The sequence below is a fragment of the Glycomyces sp. YM15 genome (assembly GCF_016918015.1).
Classification (GTDB): Bacteria; Actinomycetota; Actinomycetes; order Mycobacteriales; family Micromonosporaceae; genus Glycomyces.
In genome coordinates this window covers 54,618-71,652 of sequence record NZ_JAERMK010000025.1, presented here as the reverse complement: position 1 = coordinate 71,652, position 17,035 = coordinate 54,618, and the positions used below count along the sequence as shown (strand labels likewise).

The window sequence follows — 17,035 nt, the reverse complement described above, 5'->3', positions numbered from 1 at the left end:
TCCCAGCCCGAACGGGAGAAAAAGTGCAAGATCATCACTTGACGGTAAGGCGAGAAATGGTCTTATCCGACCATCAACACCCCCACGGCAGAGTGACACTGGGACACGCTCAACAAGCAGAACTAACGCGCGAACCAACACCGTCTGCATGATCGGCGCGACCGCCGTCGCGGTCACCGTCGAGGCCTCGGTCTTCGAGTCCTCCGCGAAGGGCACGGACACGGTCCGCATGTCAGGCCTGCCCGACAGCGTCGTCAACCAGGCCCAGACCCGGGTGCGGTCGGCGATGGCCAACTCCGCCTTGCGCTTCCCGGACAAGTCCGTGTCCGTCAACTTCGGCCCGGCGTCGATGCCGACCACCGGCTCGGCGGCCGACCTCGCGCTGGCGCTCACCATCATGTGCGCGGACGACACGCTGCCGATGGAGAAGCTGCACGACACGGTCCTGCTGTCGGAGCTCGGCCTCGACGGCGGTCTGCGGGCCGTCCCCGGCGCGCTTCCTGCGCTCATCGAGGCACGCAGGTCGGGGATGCGGACGGCGATCGTCTCTCCGGAGAACGCCCCCGAGGCCGCGCTGGTCGACGGGCTCACGGTCTACGCCCCGAGGGATCTGGCGACGCTCGTGGCCTGGTTGTTCGGCCAGACGACGCTCGACCCGGTGATGCGAGCGGCGCCCGATGCACCGCCGCGGCTGCCGGACCTCGCCGACGTGCGTGGACAACCGATCGCACGGCGCGCTTTGGAGATCGCCGCCGCAGGGAGGCATCACATGCTGATGGTGGGTCCTCCCGGAGCGGGCAAGACGATGCTGGCGGAGCGGCTGCCCTCGATCCTGCCGCCGTTGACCGACGCCGAGGCGGTGGAGGTCACCTCGCTCCACTCGCTGCGGGGGCGGTTCTCCGGGGGCGCGGCGACGCTGATGCGACATGCGCCGTTCGAGGCGCCGCATCATTCGATCACGATGCAGGCCTTGGTGGGCGGCGGCAGCGGACTCGTGGGTCCGGGTTCTCTGGCGCTGGCGCACCGGGGGGTGCTCTTCGTCGACGAAGCCCCCGAATGGAAGCGGTCGGTCCTCGACTCGCTGCGGCAGCCCCTGGAATGCGGAGAGGTGCGGATCAGAAGGGCGAACACCTCGATCCGCTATCCGGCGAAGGTCATCCTGGTCCTCGCGGCGAATCCCTGCCCCTGCGCGCCGAACAGGCCGTACGACTGCACTTGCACACCGCAGGTGAAGCGGGGATATCTGCCGCGCATCTCGCGGCCGCTGATGGACCGGATCGACCTGCGGGTGGACCTCCCGGCGGTGCCGCCTTCGGCGATCCTCGCGGAGCTTTCGGAGGCCGAACCTTCCGAGCAGGTGGCCAAGCGGGTGGCGAGGGCTCGAGAAGCGGCGGCGGCGCGGTGGTCCGAGGCGGGTGAGAGCTGGCGGTGCAACAGCGAGGTTCCCGGACCGGCGCTGCGGTCCGAGCGGTGGCGGCTGCCGCTACCGGTGAGGAAGCGCGTCGACGACCTGCTGATGAAGGAGCGGATCACCGCCCGCGGATATGACCGAATCCTGAAGCTGGCGTGGACGATCGCCGATCTCAGAGAACACGACCGCCCGACGGCCGAGGACATCACGGCGGCCGGTGAGCTGCGCATCGGCTACACGCTCAGTTGAGCCGCCGAACCCGCGACCCGCGACAGCCGAATACCACCGAGCAACTCCCCCGACCACATCGACACATCCAACACAAGAGGAGGAACCGTGACGAATCTGCCCGACGATCCGCGCCTCGCCCTCATGCTCCTGTCCTCGATGATCGAGCCGGGCGACGCCGATCTCGACGACCTCCTCGGTGACATCGGCCCGATCGAGGTGGTCAAACGCCTCTGGGAGGGCGAGGTTCCCGAACGCCTGCAGCGCATCACGAGCGCGGCGGTGTCGTGCACCCACGATCCGGCCGCCCGAGCCGCCGACATCGCCTCCGCCACGAAGGAGTCGGGCGCGCGAGTCCTCATCCCCGGCGACCCCGACTGGCCGGACCAACTGCGCGATCTCATGCTCGTCTGCGACGCCGACGAGCCGCACGTGCGGCCGCCGCGCTGCCTGTGGGTGCGGGGCGAGCAGTCCTTGGCGCGCCTCTGCCGCCGCTCGGTGTCGATCGTCGGAGCCAGGGCCGCAAGCGAATACGGGCAGCACCTCGCCGACGATCTCGCGGCCGAGCTGACCGAGGCGGGCTGGACGATCGTGTCCGGCGGCGCGTTCGGCATCGACAGGGCCGCGCATCTCGGAGCTTTGGCGCGAGGCGGGGCGACGGTGTCGGTGCTGGCCTGCGGGGTGGAACTCCCCTACCCGAAAGGGAACCACTCGATGTTCAACCTGATCGCCGAGCGCGGCCTCATCGTCAGTGAATGGCCGCCGGGCACAACGGTCATGAAGCACCGCTTCCTGACCCGGAACCGCGTCATCGCGGCTCTGACTGCCGGCACGGTGGTCATCGAAGCCGCCCACCGCTCGGGTGCGCGCAATACCGCCCGATACGCGGCCGAACTCGGCAGGGTCCTGATGTTCACGCCTGGCCCGGTGACCTCTTCGATGTCCGCGGGAGTCCACCAACTGGCCAGGGAGCCATGGGAAGCCCGGCTGGTGACTCGGGCCGAGGAGGTGATCGAAGACCTCACCGGCATCGGTGGCCCCCTGGCGACGCCTCCGCCGCAGCAGCGCCGGCCCTTCGATCGGTTGACGGAGGTCGAGGCCCGCCTGGTCGAGTCCCTGCCGAGGGGCTACGTGGTCGAGACGGCGAGACTGGCGGCCGCCGCCGGAGTCCCTACGGAGATGGCGGCGGAGACGCTCGACCGCCTCCTCCGAACCGGCTGGGTAGACCGCGTCGACAACCGCTGGCGCCTCTCGAGAGGAGGACAAGCCTGATCGCGAAAGGGGCCCGGACTGGGCGGGTCAGCAGGGGGCCGGGCGGTCGTCCTTCGGGTAGTCGACCACGACCATGCGCGGGTTCTCGAGTTCGGCGAGGGGGGCCCAGCATTCGTAGATGCCGCGTTCGACGCACGTAGCGTCAGTGGTCATGATCGCCTCGAGGTCGGGCTGGCTCAACCGCACCCGCACCCAGTCCTCGTTGCGGCCCAGCGCGAGCACTTCGATGTCGCGCCAGCGCGCCCGCGTGTGGAACCGCTGCGGGCGGGTCACCGGGCTGCGGCTCGTGGCGCCGCGGGCGTAGACGCTGAATCCGTGACCCGGGTCGGCCGTCACCGGCACCCGTTCGCCCTCATGCTCGCCCACGAGTCCGGCGTGGACGGAATGGTTGGTGCGGAAGAGCGCGCGCCCGGTCTCGAGTCCGGGGATGCGGCTCACGAGGTCGCGGTGCCGGGCGCCGGCCATGCGGTCCCAGACGTTCGTCTGCGGCTGGTATTGGAACAGCGAGATCTCCGCGCCGTCGGGCGTGTAAGCGAGGATCTCGGCTCGCGCGGTCAGCGGCAGGTCGGCGAAACCCGCCGTCGCGAATTCGGGGATGAGGTGGGTGCCGCTCGGGAGGAACCCGGTGCCGAGGATCATCGATCCGCGCCGCTCCCGCCCGGGCACCGTGACGAGTCCAGGGAAGTTCGCGGCCTCGGTGCTCTCGTAGTCGCAGGCGCAGATCGCCTTCCAGCGCAGGGCGAACGCGGTGTCGCGGGCGTCGTCGGGGTCGCCGGAGAGCACCACCCGGTCGTCGGGCGTGCGCAGGTGCGCGACGTCGAATTCGCGGTAGCAGACGCCGCTGACCAGGGGCGCCGAGGTGAGCTGCCGGGCCACCTGGTGGCGGCTGAGCGGCTTGACCATGCGGGTGCCGATGGTGACGAACGCGGTGGCGCGCACGGCCGAGACGAGCGCGCGTTCGGCGGGGCCGATGCGCGGGTTCTGGCTGTAGCGGTGGACGGTGGCCGCGTCGACCCCGGGCATGACCGGGATCGCCAGTGGGGCGACGCCGATGAGCAGGAGCTCGCCTCCGGGGCTGGTCACCTCGGAGGCATGTACGTATCGGTGGAATCCGCTGCCGCTGGAGTGGAATCCGTCTTCGCGTACGTCCGAATAGAGCTCGAATGCGGCGCCGCCCGCGATCGCTCGCGCCCGGTATCGCCGTTCGTGCCAGACGATTTCAGTGGTGCCGGTCGGCGCGGCTGGTGGTGCCTGCATGACGCAGAGTTTACGGAAACGGGTGAACATCTCGGTGAACCGAAAGTGAACACCCGCTTCTCTACGCCTGCCGAGCTGGGCTCACACCGTCTCCGTGACCTTCTTGAGGCCGCGTGGGGCATCGGGGTTCTCGCCGCGCTCGATTGCGAGATGGAGCGCGAGTTGTTGCAGCGGAAGGATGTCGAGGAGTGCGGCGATGCGTTCGTCCACCGCGGGGGTGGCGAGTCGGGCGGTTTGGCCCGGGACGTCGGCGGCGCCGACGACGACGACGTCTGCTCGCTGCTTGCCGAGTTGTGTGAGGACGTTCCACATTGCATGGCCGCCGGGGCCGGAGCCGACGACGGCGAGCACGGGCACGCCGGGGTCGGTCATGGCGAGGGGGCCGTGCAGGAGGTCGGCGCCGGAGAACGCGAGCGAGGGAAGGTAGGAGGTCTCCATGAGTTTGAGCGCGGTCTCGCGGGCGGTCGGGTAGGCGTAGCCGCGGCCGGTGGTCACGAACCGGGAGGCGAAGCGGTAGCGGCCGGCGAGTTCGGCGGCGCCGGTGCCGGCGAGCACGCCGCGGGCGAGTTCGGGCAGTTTGCCGATGGCGGTGGCTTCGGCGGCGTCGAGGCGGCCGGTGCCGGTGCGGATGCCCTCGATGAGGAGCAGGAGCGTGAGCAGTTCGGCCGTGTAGGTCTTGGTGGCCGCGACGGCGCGCTCGTGTCCGGCGCGCACGTCGAGGTGGAGTTCGGCCTCGTCGGCGAGTCGGGAGTCGGGGTTGTTGGTGACGGCGAGGGTGAGGGCGCCGGAGGCGCGGGCGGCGGCCACGACCTGGGCGAGGTCGGGCGAGCCGCCGGATTGGGAGACGGCGATCACGAGGGAGTCGGACCAGTCGGGCCGCGCGTCGTAGACGGTGACGACGGAGGGGCTGGCGAGGCTCGCGGGCAGGCCGAGGCGGATCTCGGTGAGGTAGGCGGCGTAGAGCGCGGCGTGGTCGGAGGTGCCCCTGGCGGTGAAGACCACCGAGCGCGGGCGCCGTTCGGCGATGACCGCGGCGATCCGGGCGATCTCGGCGGCGCCGTGGTCGAGCACGTCGGCGTAGACGTCGGGCTGCTCGGCGATGTCGGCGGACATGCCTTTGCCGGGCTCGTCCGCGCTGGTGTTGTCGGTGGCGCCGACCTGGGGCTGGTTCACTTGACGCTCCTTGTGAAACGGTACCGCTAAAATATTAAACAAACCTTTATAATGAAGCGTAGTCGACCGTCGCCACGCCCGTCCACCGCAGTCGGGCCTTCCCGAGCTCCGGTGTCCGCGCCTTCAACCCTGCTACGACTCGGGTCGCTCGTCAATGAAGTGTGTCCACTGCCCTCCGTGCACCCGCGCAGGTGCCGGTAAGGTTGACCCCTGAATTCCCGACCACCGAGGAGGAGCCGTGGCGAAAGCAGCCCGCAAGCGCAAGTCGCGTAAGAAGAAGTCCGCCAACCACGGAAAGCGCCCGAACAGCTAGCGCGTGGCGGGGCAGGCGGCCGAGGCCGCGACTGCCCCGCAGATCGCACTGGACACCCGGCGCAGAACGAGAATTGCCCACATGACCGAAGCGCCGCGCGAAGCGCGCGAGCAGCAACAGCCGAGCACCCGAGAGCGGATCCAGCGGACCGCCATCGCGCTCTTCAGCGAGCACGGCTACGAGCACACCTCTCTACGGGAGATCGCCGAGCAGCTCGGCGTCACCAAGGCCGCCCTGTACTACCACTTCAAGACCAAAGAAGACATCGCGGCGAGCTTCTTCGACTCCTACGCGGAAGATCTGGACCGCATCTGCGACTGGGGCGAGACCCAGCCTCGGACGCTCGACACCCGCACTGAGCTCCTGCGCCGTTACGCGGAAGTCATCCGCTCGCACGTGCCGGTGCTGCGGTTCATGCAGAACAACCAGGCCGCGCTCACGCGCCTCGACCGCATGTCGGTCTTCAGGCTGCGCCAGCGGCGCCTGCACGCGCTGCTCGTCGAGTCGGACGCCCCGCTCATCCACCGCCTGCGGGCGTGGGACGCGATCACGACGCTCTACAGCAACTGGATCACCTATCCGCGCGCGGACGACTCCGACGACGAGGTCCGCGAGGCATCGCTGCAGATCTCCATCGGCATGATCCGGGCCAACGCGGCCGAGCAGTCGGCCGCCTAGCGGCGCGCTCGGAGCGGTAGTCGATCGACGCGGTCGGGCCCGATCGCGGCGGGCCCGACCGGCGGCACCGCGACGGGCTCGATCGGCGTCACCACCGTCAGGCGGCGCGGCGGACGGGCTCGATCGGCGGCTCAGTCGGTGTTCAGCGGTCGCGCTCGGCGACTTCGCTGAAGATCTCGCTGACCTGCTCGATGGCGCTGAGCTTCTGGCGCAGTCGGGCTTTGACCTCGTCGGGCGCCTTCTCCTGGCTGCAGCAGCGGTGCACGATCGTGCGCACCTCCTGCTCGATGCCGTATTCCGAGAGGCAGGGCGAGCACTCTTCGAGATGGTCGCGGATCACGCCGCGGCGGCGGTCGGAGCACTCGTCGTCGAGATAGAGGTAGACCTCTTCGAGGACCTCCCGACAGTCGAGTTTGGGCTTCTCCGGTTCGGCGGTCACTGCTGTCCCTCCCGTGCGGGCGAAAGGCCGCGGTCCGCGGCGTACGAGCTCAACAGCTGGCGCAGCTGCCGCCGTCCCCGGTGCAGGCGGGACATGACGGTGCCGATCGGGGTGCCCATGATGTCGGCGATCTCCTTGTAGGAGAAGCCTTCGACGTCGGCGAGGTAGACCGTCAGGCGGAAGTCCTCGCCGAGCTGCTGGAGGGCGTCCTTGACGTCCGAGTCCGGCAGGTGGTCCAGCGCTTCGGTTTCAGCCGAACGCAACCCGGATGCGGAGTGCGATTCGGCGTCCGCGAGCTGCCAGTCGGTGATCTCGTCGGTCGGCGAGGTCAGCGGCTGGCGCTTCTTCTTGCGGTAGGAGTTGATGTAGGTGTTGGTGAGGATCCGGTACAGCCACGCCTTGAGGTTGGTGCCCTCGCGGAACTGGTGGAACTTCGAGTAGGCCTTGAGGAACGTCTCCTGCACCAGGTCCTCGGCGTCGGCGGGGTTGCGCGTCATGCGCAGCGCGGCGCCGTACAGCTGGTCGATCAGGGGCATCGCGTCGCGCTCGAACCGCTCGCGCCGCTCCTGTGTGTTCTCGCTGCCTGCCTCGGTCACCGTCTCCCTCTCGTAGCCGACCGGTTCCGAGCCTACGGCAGCGGTCCGAGCGGGTGCGGAGGAAATACCGGCGGTCGTGACGCCGCCGACGGGGGAGGCGCCGTTCGGCGACGGGGACCATTCGGGGCCGCTCAGGAGTGCGGCGAGGCGCTCGTCATCGCGACCGCGGAGGGTGGTGGTCATGCGTTGGGCTCCTTGCTAGACAGACTTCGTGGCCCGCGAACCCCCTCACCGCAGCTCGCGCGGCGTGTGGCCGGCGTGCCGAAGCGGGAGACTCGTCCCGAACAACAGCGTCCGGTGCGGCTTCATTCCGCCCTCCGCGAAACCACCCGAGTCGTATCCGCCACATCGAGACCGGGAGCGCGATGTCGTCCCGAAATTTCGGGTGCAATGTGCGAATTTCGGACTCTCACCCCACATTGCTACTGAGTGGATGGAAACGGTAACTTTCGGTGCTCGTAGTCGTTATCGTGTGTGGACCCGGAAGGGTCCTGATCGCACCGGGGGACCGGGGCGTGAACTCCCAGTACCTGCCCCGGGCCGGCGAACAATGACACCGTCGCCGGTCCGGGGAGGCTGGAATCGCCGATGCCGCACGGCTTCACTGGACGGCGAAAAGCCGCGACCTCCGCTGGGGCCAGCGGTCGCGGCTTTCGATGCGGCGGGCTCGGCTAGGCGCCGACCGCCAGGGGATTGATGTCCTTCCAGACTTCGATCATCGCCCGGCGCTCGCGGGGCGCGGTGGCCCCCCAGACGCCGTGGCGGTCGCGGGCCTCCAGCGCCCGGACCAGGCAGGGCGTGCGCACCGGGCAGGACGCGCACATGGCGAGCGCCTCGTCGATGGGCTCGCGGGGTTCGGGGTACATGACGTCGGGCTCGGCGTCGGCGCAGTTGCCTTGGCGGAGCCAGGCGTCGCCGCTCATCCGGTAGGCGCCTCGGATGATCTCGTTGCGGTATTCGGCGGCGTCGAGCAGCCGGGGGTCTCTCCGGGCTCGAGCTACCTCGTCGGGGCGGATTCGCCGCATTGCTGCCTCCCTCTTCGTTTGGATGCAGAGCCGTTGGGTGCGGGCCTTGGAGGGATCGCCTCGGGAAGCGATTCCGTTCGACCAGCGCGGGCTTGTACACGAAAGACCGACGACATGGGGTACAGATACCTACACGCTATAGTGATTGATTTCACAATCCAGGGATCGTCGAGGGACCTTCCTCAGCGTCGACGGGACGGACGAGTTCGGGGCCCTCGTTGTCGGCGCGGCCGACCGCACGGCCGACCTTCCGGATCTCGATGTCGTCGGGGAGCGACGGGGCGGGGCCCGCGAGCAGTTCGCCTTCGTCGGCGTCCTCCTCCCCCAGCCAGGCCGCGAACCGCTCGGGCGGCAGGACGTACGGCATCCGGTCGTGAACGGTCTCGATCGCCTCGCCCATGGCGGGACAGGTGAGGACCGTGAAGGTCAGGAGGTTGAGGTCGCCTTGGCGCGGTTGCTTCGATGCCTGGGAGACGTCCATGTACCACGTCTCCCAGAGGCCCGCGAGGACGACGCCGCCGGGCCGGGTGAAGAAGTAGGGCTGCTTGCCGCCGCCGGGGAGCTTGCGCCACTCGTACCAGCCGTCGGCCGGGACGAGGGCGCGGCGGGACGCGAAGGCCCGCCTGTAGGCCCGCGACGTGGCGACGGTCTCGATGCGGGCGTTGAACATGCGGGTGCCGATGGCGGGGTCGGAGGCCCAGGGCGGCACGAGGCCCCAGCGAGCGAGTTCGACGACGCGCTCGTCCTTGGACCTGGAGCGGCGCACGATAGGCGCCGGCGTCGTGGGCGCGATGTTGTACCGCGGCTCCCAGGCACCGGCGATGAGGTCTTCGGCGTCGAAGAGCGCGGCCATGTCCGAGCTCGACTTGCTGTTGGCGTACCTTCCGCACATGCCCTCACGGTAAACCCTGCCACCGACACTCCGGCTCCTCAATTCCGGGACGCCGCCCGCGGCGGCCCCATCCGCGCCACCCCCGATCCGCCGACCTTCGAGTCCGCAGCTCGCGGGCCTCTAGAATGGCGGCGTGAACGCAACCACCGCCCCGAAGAAGCGCCGCTGGGAGACTCCTTACGCCGAGGCCGAGCTCGACGCGGTCGTCCGCGTGCCCGGCTCGAAGTCGATGACGGCCCGCGCCCTCATCCTCGCCGCGCTCGCTTCCGGTCCTTCCACGATCCGGCGGCCCCTCATCGCCCGTGACTCCCTGCTCATGGCCGAGGGGCTGCGGTCCATCGGCGTCGCGGTGGACACGGGCGACGACGAGCTCTGGACCATCACACCGGGGGTCTTCGAGGGCGGCGGCGAGGTCGACTGCGGGCTCGCCGGGACCGTGATGCGGTTCCTGCCTCCCGTCGCGGCGCTCGCGGACGGCCCGGTCGCCTTCGACGGCGACCCGCACGCCCGCAAGCGCCCCAACGACGGCGTCATCAAGGCGCTCCGGGACCTCGGTGTCGCGATCGACGACGGCGGGCGGCTCGCCCTGCCGTTCACCGTGAACGCCCACGGCAGCGTCAAGGGCGGGGCGCTCGACATCGACGCTTCCAAGACCTCGCAGCTGGTGAGCGCGCTCCTGATGGCCGCGCCCCGCTTCGAGCAGGGCCTCGACCTGCGCCACGTCGGCGATCGCCCGGTCCCGAGCCGCCCCTACCTCGACATGGTCGTGCACATGCTGCGCCAGGCGGGGGCCGAGGTCGACGACTCCGAGCCGAACCGCTGGCGGGTCGCGCCCGGCGAGCTCGAGGGCCGCGAATGGGTCATCGAGCCCGACCTGCAGAACGCCGCGCCGTTCCTCATCGGGGCCGTCGCCGTCGGCGGCCGGATCACCGTCGAGGGCTGGCCGACCGAGACCACGCAGGCCGGGGACAAGATCCGCGACATCCTCGTCCAGCTCGGCTCCCGCGTCGAGTGGAGCCGCGGCGGCCTCACCGTCGTCGGCGCGCCCTCGGTGCCGCCGATCGAACTGGACCTCGCCGACGCCGCCGAGCTGACGCCCACGCTCGCCGCGCTGTTCGGCGTCAACAAGGGCCCCTTCGCGATCCGCGGTGTCGCCCACATCCGAGGCCACGAGACCGACCGGGTCTCCGCGCTCGTGACCGAGCTGCGCAAGATCGGCGCGGACGTCGACGAGTTCGAGGACGGCTTCCGCGTCAACAAGGGCGGCCACACCACCGGCACCTGGGAGACCTACGACGACCACCGCATGGCCCACGCGGGTGCCGTGGCCGGACTGGTCATCCCCGGACTCAAGCTCTCCGACGTCAACTGCGTCTCCAAGACCTGGCCGGACTTCGCCGAGGTGTGGGAGCAGTCGGTCCTCGGACACGGGAACGCCGAGCCGAGCGAAGGGGCTGACGCTTAGTGCCGCAGCCGGACTGGGATGCCGAGGACGACGAGAAGTGGGACGAGGACGACGTCAGGGTGCGGCCGACCCGCCGCTCCCGGCCGCGCACCAAGATCCGCCCCAAGCACGAGCACGCGCAGGAGGGCTTCGTCACCGCGGTCGACCGCGGCCGCTACACCTGCCTGGTCGACGGCGTCATCGTCACGGCCATGAAGGCCCGTGAGCTCGGCAAGCAGTCCATCGTGGTCGGCGACCGCGCCGCGCTCGTCGGCGACCGCTCCGGCGACCCCGGCACCCTCGCCCGGATCGTGCGGATCGAACCGCGCCACGGGGAGCTGCGGCGCTCGGCCGACGACGAGAACGCCACCGAGCGCGTCGTCGTCGCCAATGTGGACCAGCTCGTGGTCGTCGCCAGCCTCATCGACCCGCCGCTGCGGTACGGGTTCGTCGACCGGTGCCTCGTCGCCGCCTACGACGCCGGGGTCGCGCCGGTGCTGTGCCTGACCAAGCACGACCTCGCGCCCGAGCTCGTCGCCGAGGTCCGCTCCTACTACTCCCAGCTCGACCTCACCATCACCGCCACCGAGCCCGACGCGCCGCTCGACGACCTCGTGGCGCTCCTGCGCGACAAGGAGAACGTGTTCTTCGGGCACTCCGGCGTCGGCAAGTCGACGCTGGTGAACCGGCTCGTGCCCGGGGCCGGGCGCGCCGTCAGCGAGGTCCGCTCCATCGGCAAGGGCTCGCACACCTCGACGAGCACGGTCTCGTTCGCGCTGCCCGGCGGCGGCTGGGTCATCGACACGCCCGGTGTGCGCTCGTTCGGACTCGCCCATGTCACCGCCGACTCGATCCTGAAGGCCTTCCCCGAACTGGAGGAGGTCGCCCAGGACTGCCCGCGAGGGTGCACGCACACGCCCGAGATCGGCGACTGCGCCCTCGACGCCGCGATCGGCCCCGACGACCCGCGAGCGGGCCGCCTCGCCTCGTTCCGGCGCGTGCTCGCGTCTCTCCACGAGGCCGACACCAAGAACTAGCCGCGTTCATCTGTTCGTCGCCTCGCTGGTCGGCGCCTCTGTCGGGGCCTCGTTAGGATGAGCCCATGCCCACCTCCAGCTACAACGACGATCTCGGCCTCGCGCACCTGCTCGCGGACAGCGCCGCCCAGATCGGCAACAGCCGGTTCCGGTCCTCCGACCTGCGGGTCTCCTCCAAGCCGGACATGACCGAGGTCAGCGACGCGGACACCACGATCGAGGAGGTGCTGCGCTCGACCCTCGCCCGCGCCCGCCCCCGGGACGGGATCTTCGGCGAGGAGTTCGGTGACAACCCAGGGGCCTCGGGCCGCAAGTGGGTCATCGACCCGATCGACGCCACCCGCAACTACGTTCGCGGCGTGCCGATCTGGGCCACGCTCATCGCCCTGTTCGACCGGGGCGAGCCGGTCGTCGGCGTCGTGAGTGCCCCCGCGCTCGGGCGCCGCTGGTGGGCCATGAAGGGCGCGGGCGCGTTCGCCGGACGCGACCAGCGCGCGGGCAAGCGGATCCACGTCTCGAAGGTCGGGAAGCTCTCCGACGCCTCGGTGAGCATCTCCTCGATCACCGGCTGGGCCAAGCTCGACCGTCAGGGCGCGATGCTGGGGCTGCTCCACGAGGCGTGGCGCGAACGCGGCTTCGGCGACTTCTACTCGTACTGCCTGCTCGCCGAGGGGGCCGTGGACATCGCGGCCGAACCCGAAGTGGCCCTTTGGGACCTGGCGCCGCTGGCGTTGATCGTCGAAGAGGCGGGCGGGACGTTCACGGATCTGCGAGGACGCGCGGGTCCCGACGGCGGCTCCGCGCTCGCGACGAACGGGCTGCTGCACGAGCAGGCTTTGGAGCGCTTGAAGATCCGGGAGCTGTAAGACGAAGCGGAAGGGGGCGTGACCGCAACGGTCACGCCCCCTGTTTCTCATGTCGTCTAGCGGTGCGCTGCCAGGAACTTGAGTTGCTCGCCGCGCTGCAGGATGCCGCCGCCTTCGTGGCCGTTCCACGGCCACACGGTGATCCGCTTCTCGCCCTGCCAGCGGTTGTAGGCCGCGAACACGGTGGAGGGCGGGCAGACGTCGTCCATGAGGGCGACCGAGTAGAGCGCGGGGGCGGTGCCGCGGGCGGCGAAGTTGAGGCCGTCGAAGTAGTCGAGGGTCGCGAACGCCCGCTCCTCGCTCAGGCGCTGGCCCGAGAGGAATTCACCGATCTCCTTGTAGGGATAGGAGTCGGTGATCGTGGCGGCGCGGCGGAAGTAGGTCAGGAACGGCACGTCGATCATCGCGCCGGCGAGGTCGTCGCGCAGCCCTCCGACGGCCTGGGCGATGCCGCCGCCCTGGCTGCCGCCCGCGACCACGATCCGGTCGGGGTCGATCCCGTCGAGGCCCTTGGCGACGTCGACGGCGCGGACCGCGTCGGTGAAGACGCGCCGGTAGTAGTAGTGCTCGGGGTCTTCGATGCCCTGGGTCATCCAGCCCTTGTTGGTGGGTCCGGTGGTGCCGTAGGGGTCGCCGGTGTCGCCGGGCTGCCAGTTGCCGAAGCCCTGGCCGCGGGTGTCCATGACGAGGTGGGCCCAGCCGGCGGCGGGATAGGTGGTGTGCGCCCACGGGTAGGAGCGGCCGCCGGAGTAGCCGATGTACTCGACGACGCAGGGAAGCGGGCCTTCGACGCCCTTGGGCTTGACGAGCCAGGCCTTGATGGGGTGGCCGCCGAAGCCGGCGAAGACGACGTCGTGGACCTCCACCTGGACCAGGTCGGTCGCGAACGGTTCAAGCCTGACGTCGAGGTCGTGGGTGGCCGCGTCGGTGAGCGTGGACTTCCAGAATTCGTCGAAGTCGGCCGGTTCGGGCACCTCCGGGCGGTATTCGCGAAGCTGTTCAAGGGGAAGGTCGAAAAGAGCCATGGAGAGTTTGTAGCACGACCAAACGAACTATTGCAATCGCAACCGCTTGCCCTGCCACTCTCACCGGGTGAGCATATCGATTCATTTCCCTTCATTTCGGCGTGCGGGCGCTGCAGCGGCCACGAGCGGTCTGGGCGTCTGGGCGTCTGGGCGTTGGGCGACCCAGTACGCCGGCGCAGAAGAGCCCGCCCTCGATCAGGTCGCTCCCGCGCAGGACGGCCCGCTCGGATGGCCGAGCCAGAACGGCGGCGTCACCGGCGGCCCCGAAGAGGTCGCCGCCCCCGGCACCGACGAGTTCCCGGCCGCGATCGGTGAAGGCGGACTCATCGTCCGTCTCGGCGACGAGATCACGATCTCGGGGATGAACGACTGGGACCCGCATCGGCGAGGGCGACTCGGCACCGGGCCGCCTCGTCGCGATGGACAACGTCCTCGACGGCCCCGGGGAGATCCTCACCGCGGGCTCGGTCGACACCGCGCTGCCGTACGAGTACGCGGCCGACGCGGCCGACGCCGTGCCGGGCATCGTCGGCGAGGGCGCCGGCGCGAAGTAGCCCCACGCGCCTCTGCGCGCCACACGCGCCAGACGGGGCCGACGGCGTCTCGCCGGCCCCGTCGCTTTATATTTTGGACGGACTCACTGCAACTGCTTGCCAAGATTCTCGGGAGAGCGCTAACATCCTCACATCGAGCGTCATCGATGTCTTAGTCTCTCATCCCCTCCGAAAGGATCTCTGCTCATGGGGAACATCCTCGACGGCCGGTACTCCCGGCGCCGATTCTGGAAGGTCGCGGGCCTCACCGCGGCCGTACCCGCCGCCGCGAGCGCGGGACTCCTGGCCGCGAGCCCGGCACACGCGGTCCAGACCGGCACGTGGTACCACCTCAAGTCCCGGCACTCCGGCCTCGTCCTCGACGTGCTCAACGCGAGCACCGCGGGCGGCGCCGAGATCGTCCAGTACAACCAGACGGGCGGCACCAACCAGCAGTTCCGCTTCCTCGACTCCGGCGGCGGCTACTACCGCATCCAGGCCCGGCACTCGAACCTGGTGTTCGACGTGTGGGAGTGGAACGCCGAGAACGGCGCGACCATCGCGCAGTGGAACGACCTCAACGCCACCAACCAGCAGTGGCTGGTGAACGAGTCCGGCGGCTACGCCACGTTCGTCAACCGGTTCTCCGGCAAGGCCCTCGACGTCTGGGAGTGGTCGTCCGCGGCAGGCTCCCGCATCTCCCAGTACGACGCGACCGGCGCGGTGAACCAGCAGTGGCAACTCGTGCCGGTCGGCACGCAACAGACCGGCGGGCTGGCCGGCTGGGCGACCCAGAACGGCGGCACGACCGGCGGCGGCAGCGCCTCGCCGGTCACCGTCACCTCGGCCTCGGCGTTCGCCTCGGCGGTGTCCGGCGACTCCGCGAAGGTCGTGCGCGTCAGCGGCACCATCGCCCTGTCGGGCATGGTCCGCGTCGGATCGAACACCACGATCGTCGGCAACTCCGGCGCGACCTTCACCGGCGGCGGGCTCAACATCAGCGGCGACCGGAACGTCATCATCCAGAACATGACCTTCCGGGACTACTCCGACGACGGCATCAACGTCCAGGAAGGCTCGACCAACATCTGGATCGACCACAACACCTTCCAGCCCGGCTACGACGGGGCCTGCGACATCAAGCGCGCGTCCGACTTCGTGACCGTCTCCTGGAACCGGTTCAACGGCACCGACAAGACCTGCCTGCTCGGCCACTCCGACTCGAACGGAAGCCAGGACCGCGGACACCTGCGAGTGTCCTACCACCACAACTACTTCAACGGCACCAACCAGCGCACGCCACGGGTCCGCTTCGGCAACCCGGTGCACGTCTACAACAACTACTACCGCAACATCGGCTCGTACTGCGTCGCGACGACCATGGAGGCCGGCGTCATCTTCGAGGGCAACTACCTCGAGAACTGCAACCGAGCCGTCGACCTCGGCCAGGGCGACTCGCCCGCGGGCCGGGTCGTCTCGCGCAACAACCACCTGGTCAGCTCCCCGACGCCCGTCTCCAGCGGGTCCGTCGGCAGCGTCCCGTACTCGTTCTCCCTCGACACGCCCTCGCAGGTCGCGTCGATCGTGAGCGGCGGCGCCGGAGCACGTTAGACGACCGGTCGAGCCGTCGGGCCCTCGGCGTCGCCGTCGGGGGCCCGGACTCCGTGAACGCGGTCAGCGCTGCCGGCGCACCGAGTCGCGGCGGAACCAGCCGTACTCCTGGACCGTATTCGGGTAGTACGACCACGGGAGCGTGAAAATGTGGCCGTCGATCGCTCGGAACTGCTCGACGGCCTCCCCGTGCCGGCCGAGCCGATTCAGGAAGTACGCCAGCACATGCCTGACCTGGCGGACGATGTGGGAATCCACCTCGCCGAATGAGGACAACTCCTCCAGGCAGGAATCGACCGCCGACTTCACCTGGCGCGTCCGGTATTGCCTGTGCGCCGTCAGCCCGTGCTGCTCGAACGCCGCGATCAGGGGGAGCACACTGAGGAACGTGCCCTTGGGTGCGTTCTCGGCCGCCGCGACGGCGAAGGAGCGCGCCTTGTCGTGCGAACCTCGCCACTTCGCGCACCAGTACTGGAGCGCTGACAGATGACCGTCGAACCCGTGGGGGTGCCTGCTGGTGAACTCCTCCCAAAGGTTCTCCATTGCGCTGTGGGACCAACCTCGCCCTCTCGCGATGCGCAGCATGTATCGGTATGGTGTCGGGTCCTCTGGAGCAGCGGCAATCGCCTGCTCCATGAGTCCTTCGGCCAGCTCGATGTAGTGCCGAAAGCCATGAATCTGCTTGTCGGTGAGGTGTCTGGCGCGCAATGCCCCGCGCACCTCCCAGGCGTACCTGACCGTTCTGTTCGCACGGACCAGCAGCGCTCCCGGATTGTCCGGTTCGGACTCCTCCCACTCCTTGAGCCACGAGTCGTTCTTCACTGCGGCCTTGGAAAGGAGGTAGGTGACGTGTGATCGCTCGTCCCATCGCCGCCAGGTCTGGTCGAGCAAGGCAGCCGCCGTCCGCCAATCTCCGGCACTCGCGGCCTTGTCGATTTCGAGCTCGGTGTCGGAGGGCGGCATGAACCGCTGAGTGTCGAGATCGCGGAGGGCAGTGAATCCGGTGAGTGGGTGTGGTTCGTAATCCGCCTTCAGTTCAGCGGGGTATGTGCCCGTGAGCAGGCGGGTCGCCGCGTCCGAGGCTTCTGGGCCTTTGAAGATCGTGAGGTAGGCCAGATAGCGGATCTGGATGTACTGGGGCAAGTGTCGGAGCATGTCGTTCCTCTTTTATGGGGGGAGAGGAAACGCTATCAGCCCCAGTCGTGACGTCCGCGGACCCGTTGCGGGGCCCGCGG

17 protein-coding genes are annotated in these 17,035 nt (G+C 69.4%); 9 read left to right on the top strand and 8 right to left on the bottom strand.

Annotation, left to right across the window (positions count from 1 at the left end; all coding sequences use genetic code 11):
- Positions 1 to 148 precede the first annotated feature (148 nt).
- Together JHY01_RS22580 and dprA are read left to right on the top strand one after the other, a co-directional pair.
- Positions 149 to 1,660 (top strand): YifB family Mg chelatase-like AAA ATPase, encoded by a 1,512-nt coding sequence (locus JHY01_RS22580; protein ID WP_205327963.1) that lies wholly within the window; start codon positions 149 to 151, stop codon positions 1,658 to 1,660.
- Between the two features lie 87 nt (positions 1,661 to 1,747).
- The gene (gene dprA, locus JHY01_RS22575; protein WP_205327962.1) at positions 1,748 to 2,911 is read left to right on the top strand and encodes a DNA-processing protein DprA; all 1,164 of its coding nucleotides are present in this window, start codon (positions 1,748 to 1,750) and stop codon (positions 2,909 to 2,911) included.
- 27 nt (positions 2,912 to 2,938) lie between these two features.
- Here the strand turns inward: dprA and JHY01_RS22570 are convergent, their stop codons facing one another.
- Positions 2,939 to 4,168: a hypothetical protein gene (locus JHY01_RS22570; protein WP_205327961.1), complete on the bottom strand. Its 1,230-nt coding sequence runs from the start codon at positions 4,166 to 4,168 to the stop codon at positions 2,939 to 2,941.
- An 81-nt stretch (positions 4,169 to 4,249) separates the two neighbouring features.
- Positions 4,250 to 5,281: an SIS domain-containing protein gene (locus tag JHY01_RS22565; RefSeq protein WP_205327967.1), complete on the bottom strand. Its 1,032-nt coding sequence runs from the start codon at positions 5,279 to 5,281 to the stop codon at positions 4,250 to 4,252.
- A 298-nt stretch (positions 5,282 to 5,579) separates the two neighbouring features.
- Here JHY01_RS22565 and JHY01_RS28225 point away from each other — a divergent pair, with 298 nt between their 5' ends.
- Together JHY01_RS28225 and JHY01_RS27495 are read left to right on the top strand one after the other, a co-directional pair.
- Positions 5,580 to 5,654 (top strand): 50S ribosomal protein bL37, encoded by a 75-nt coding sequence (locus JHY01_RS28225; RefSeq protein WP_373897052.1) that lies wholly within the window; start codon positions 5,580 to 5,582, stop codon positions 5,652 to 5,654.
- A gap of 81 nt (positions 5,655 to 5,735) precedes the next feature.
- A complete protein-coding gene (locus JHY01_RS27495) occupies positions 5,736 to 6,332 on the top strand; it encodes a TetR/AcrR family transcriptional regulator (protein WP_205327960.1) in 597 nt (198 codons plus the stop codon).
- 142 nt (positions 6,333 to 6,474) lie between these two features.
- Here the strand turns inward: JHY01_RS27495 and rsrA are convergent, their stop codons facing one another.
- The 4 genes from rsrA to JHY01_RS22540 all read right to left on the bottom strand — a co-directional run bounded on the left by rsrA (position 6,475) and on the right by JHY01_RS22540 (position 9,284).
- Complete coding sequence (rsrA, locus tag JHY01_RS22555) at positions 6,475 to 6,771, bottom strand: mycothiol system anti-sigma-R factor (protein ID WP_205327959.1); 297 nt, start codon at positions 6,769 to 6,771, stop codon at positions 6,475 to 6,477.
- On the bottom strand, positions 6,768 to 7,550 hold the full coding sequence (locus tag JHY01_RS22550) for a sigma-70 family RNA polymerase sigma factor (protein ID WP_205327958.1): 783 nt from the start codon (positions 7,548 to 7,550) through the stop codon (positions 6,768 to 6,770). The genes rsrA and JHY01_RS22550 overlap by 4 nt, the downstream gene beginning before the upstream one ends.
- Positions 7,551 to 8,038: 488 nt before the next feature.
- Complete coding sequence (locus tag JHY01_RS22545; RefSeq protein ID WP_205327957.1) at positions 8,039 to 8,392, bottom strand: WhiB family transcriptional regulator; 354 nt, start codon at positions 8,390 to 8,392, stop codon at positions 8,039 to 8,041.
- A 151-nt stretch (positions 8,393 to 8,543) separates the two neighbouring features.
- Positions 8,544 to 9,284 (bottom strand): SOS response-associated peptidase, encoded by a 741-nt coding sequence (locus JHY01_RS22540; protein ID WP_205327956.1) that lies wholly within the window; start codon positions 9,282 to 9,284, stop codon positions 8,544 to 8,546.
- A 133-nt stretch (positions 9,285 to 9,417) separates the two neighbouring features.
- Here JHY01_RS22540 and aroA point away from each other — a divergent pair, with 133 nt between their 5' ends.
- From aroA to hisN, 3 genes are all read left to right on the top strand, one after another.
- Positions 9,418 to 10,749: a 3-phosphoshikimate 1-carboxyvinyltransferase gene (aroA, locus tag JHY01_RS22535; protein ID WP_205327955.1), complete on the top strand. Its 1,332-nt coding sequence runs from the start codon at positions 9,418 to 9,420 to the stop codon at positions 10,747 to 10,749.
- Positions 10,749 to 11,765 carry a ribosome small subunit-dependent GTPase A gene (gene rsgA / locus JHY01_RS22530; protein WP_205327954.1) on the top strand — a complete coding sequence of 339 codons (1,017 nt, stop codon included), beginning with the start codon at positions 10,749 to 10,751 and terminating at the stop codon, positions 11,763 to 11,765. Before aroA ends, rsgA begins: the two co-directional genes overlap by 1 nt.
- Positions 11,766 to 11,830: 65 nt before the next feature.
- Positions 11,831 to 12,631, top strand: a complete 801-nt coding sequence (gene hisN, locus JHY01_RS22525; RefSeq protein ID WP_205327953.1) for a histidinol-phosphatase — start codon at positions 11,831 to 11,833, stop codon at positions 12,629 to 12,631.
- 56 nt (positions 12,632 to 12,687) lie between these two features.
- Here hisN and JHY01_RS22520 read toward each other — a convergent pair whose 3' ends face one another.
- Positions 12,688 to 13,656 (bottom strand): acetylxylan esterase, encoded by a 969-nt coding sequence (locus tag JHY01_RS22520; protein WP_205327952.1) that lies wholly within the window; start codon positions 13,654 to 13,656, stop codon positions 12,688 to 12,690.
- 419 nt (positions 13,657 to 14,075) lie between these two features.
- Between JHY01_RS22520 and JHY01_RS27490 the strand changes: the two genes are divergently transcribed.
- Together JHY01_RS27490 and JHY01_RS22515 are read left to right on the top strand one after the other, a co-directional pair.
- The gene (locus JHY01_RS27490; protein ID WP_275889873.1) at positions 14,076 to 14,210 is read left to right on the top strand and encodes a hypothetical protein; all 135 of its coding nucleotides are present in this window, start codon (positions 14,076 to 14,078) and stop codon (positions 14,208 to 14,210) included.
- Between the two features lie 186 nt (positions 14,211 to 14,396).
- Complete coding sequence (locus JHY01_RS22515) at positions 14,397 to 15,800, top strand: RICIN domain-containing protein (RefSeq protein WP_205327951.1); 1,404 nt, start codon at positions 14,397 to 14,399, stop codon at positions 15,798 to 15,800.
- 63 nt (positions 15,801 to 15,863) lie between these two features.
- Here the strand turns inward: JHY01_RS22515 and JHY01_RS22510 are convergent, their stop codons facing one another.
- A complete protein-coding gene (locus tag JHY01_RS22510; protein WP_205327950.1) occupies positions 15,864 to 16,943 on the bottom strand; it encodes a hypothetical protein in 1,080 nt (359 codons plus the stop codon).
- Positions 16,944 to 17,035: the final 92 nt, after the last annotated feature.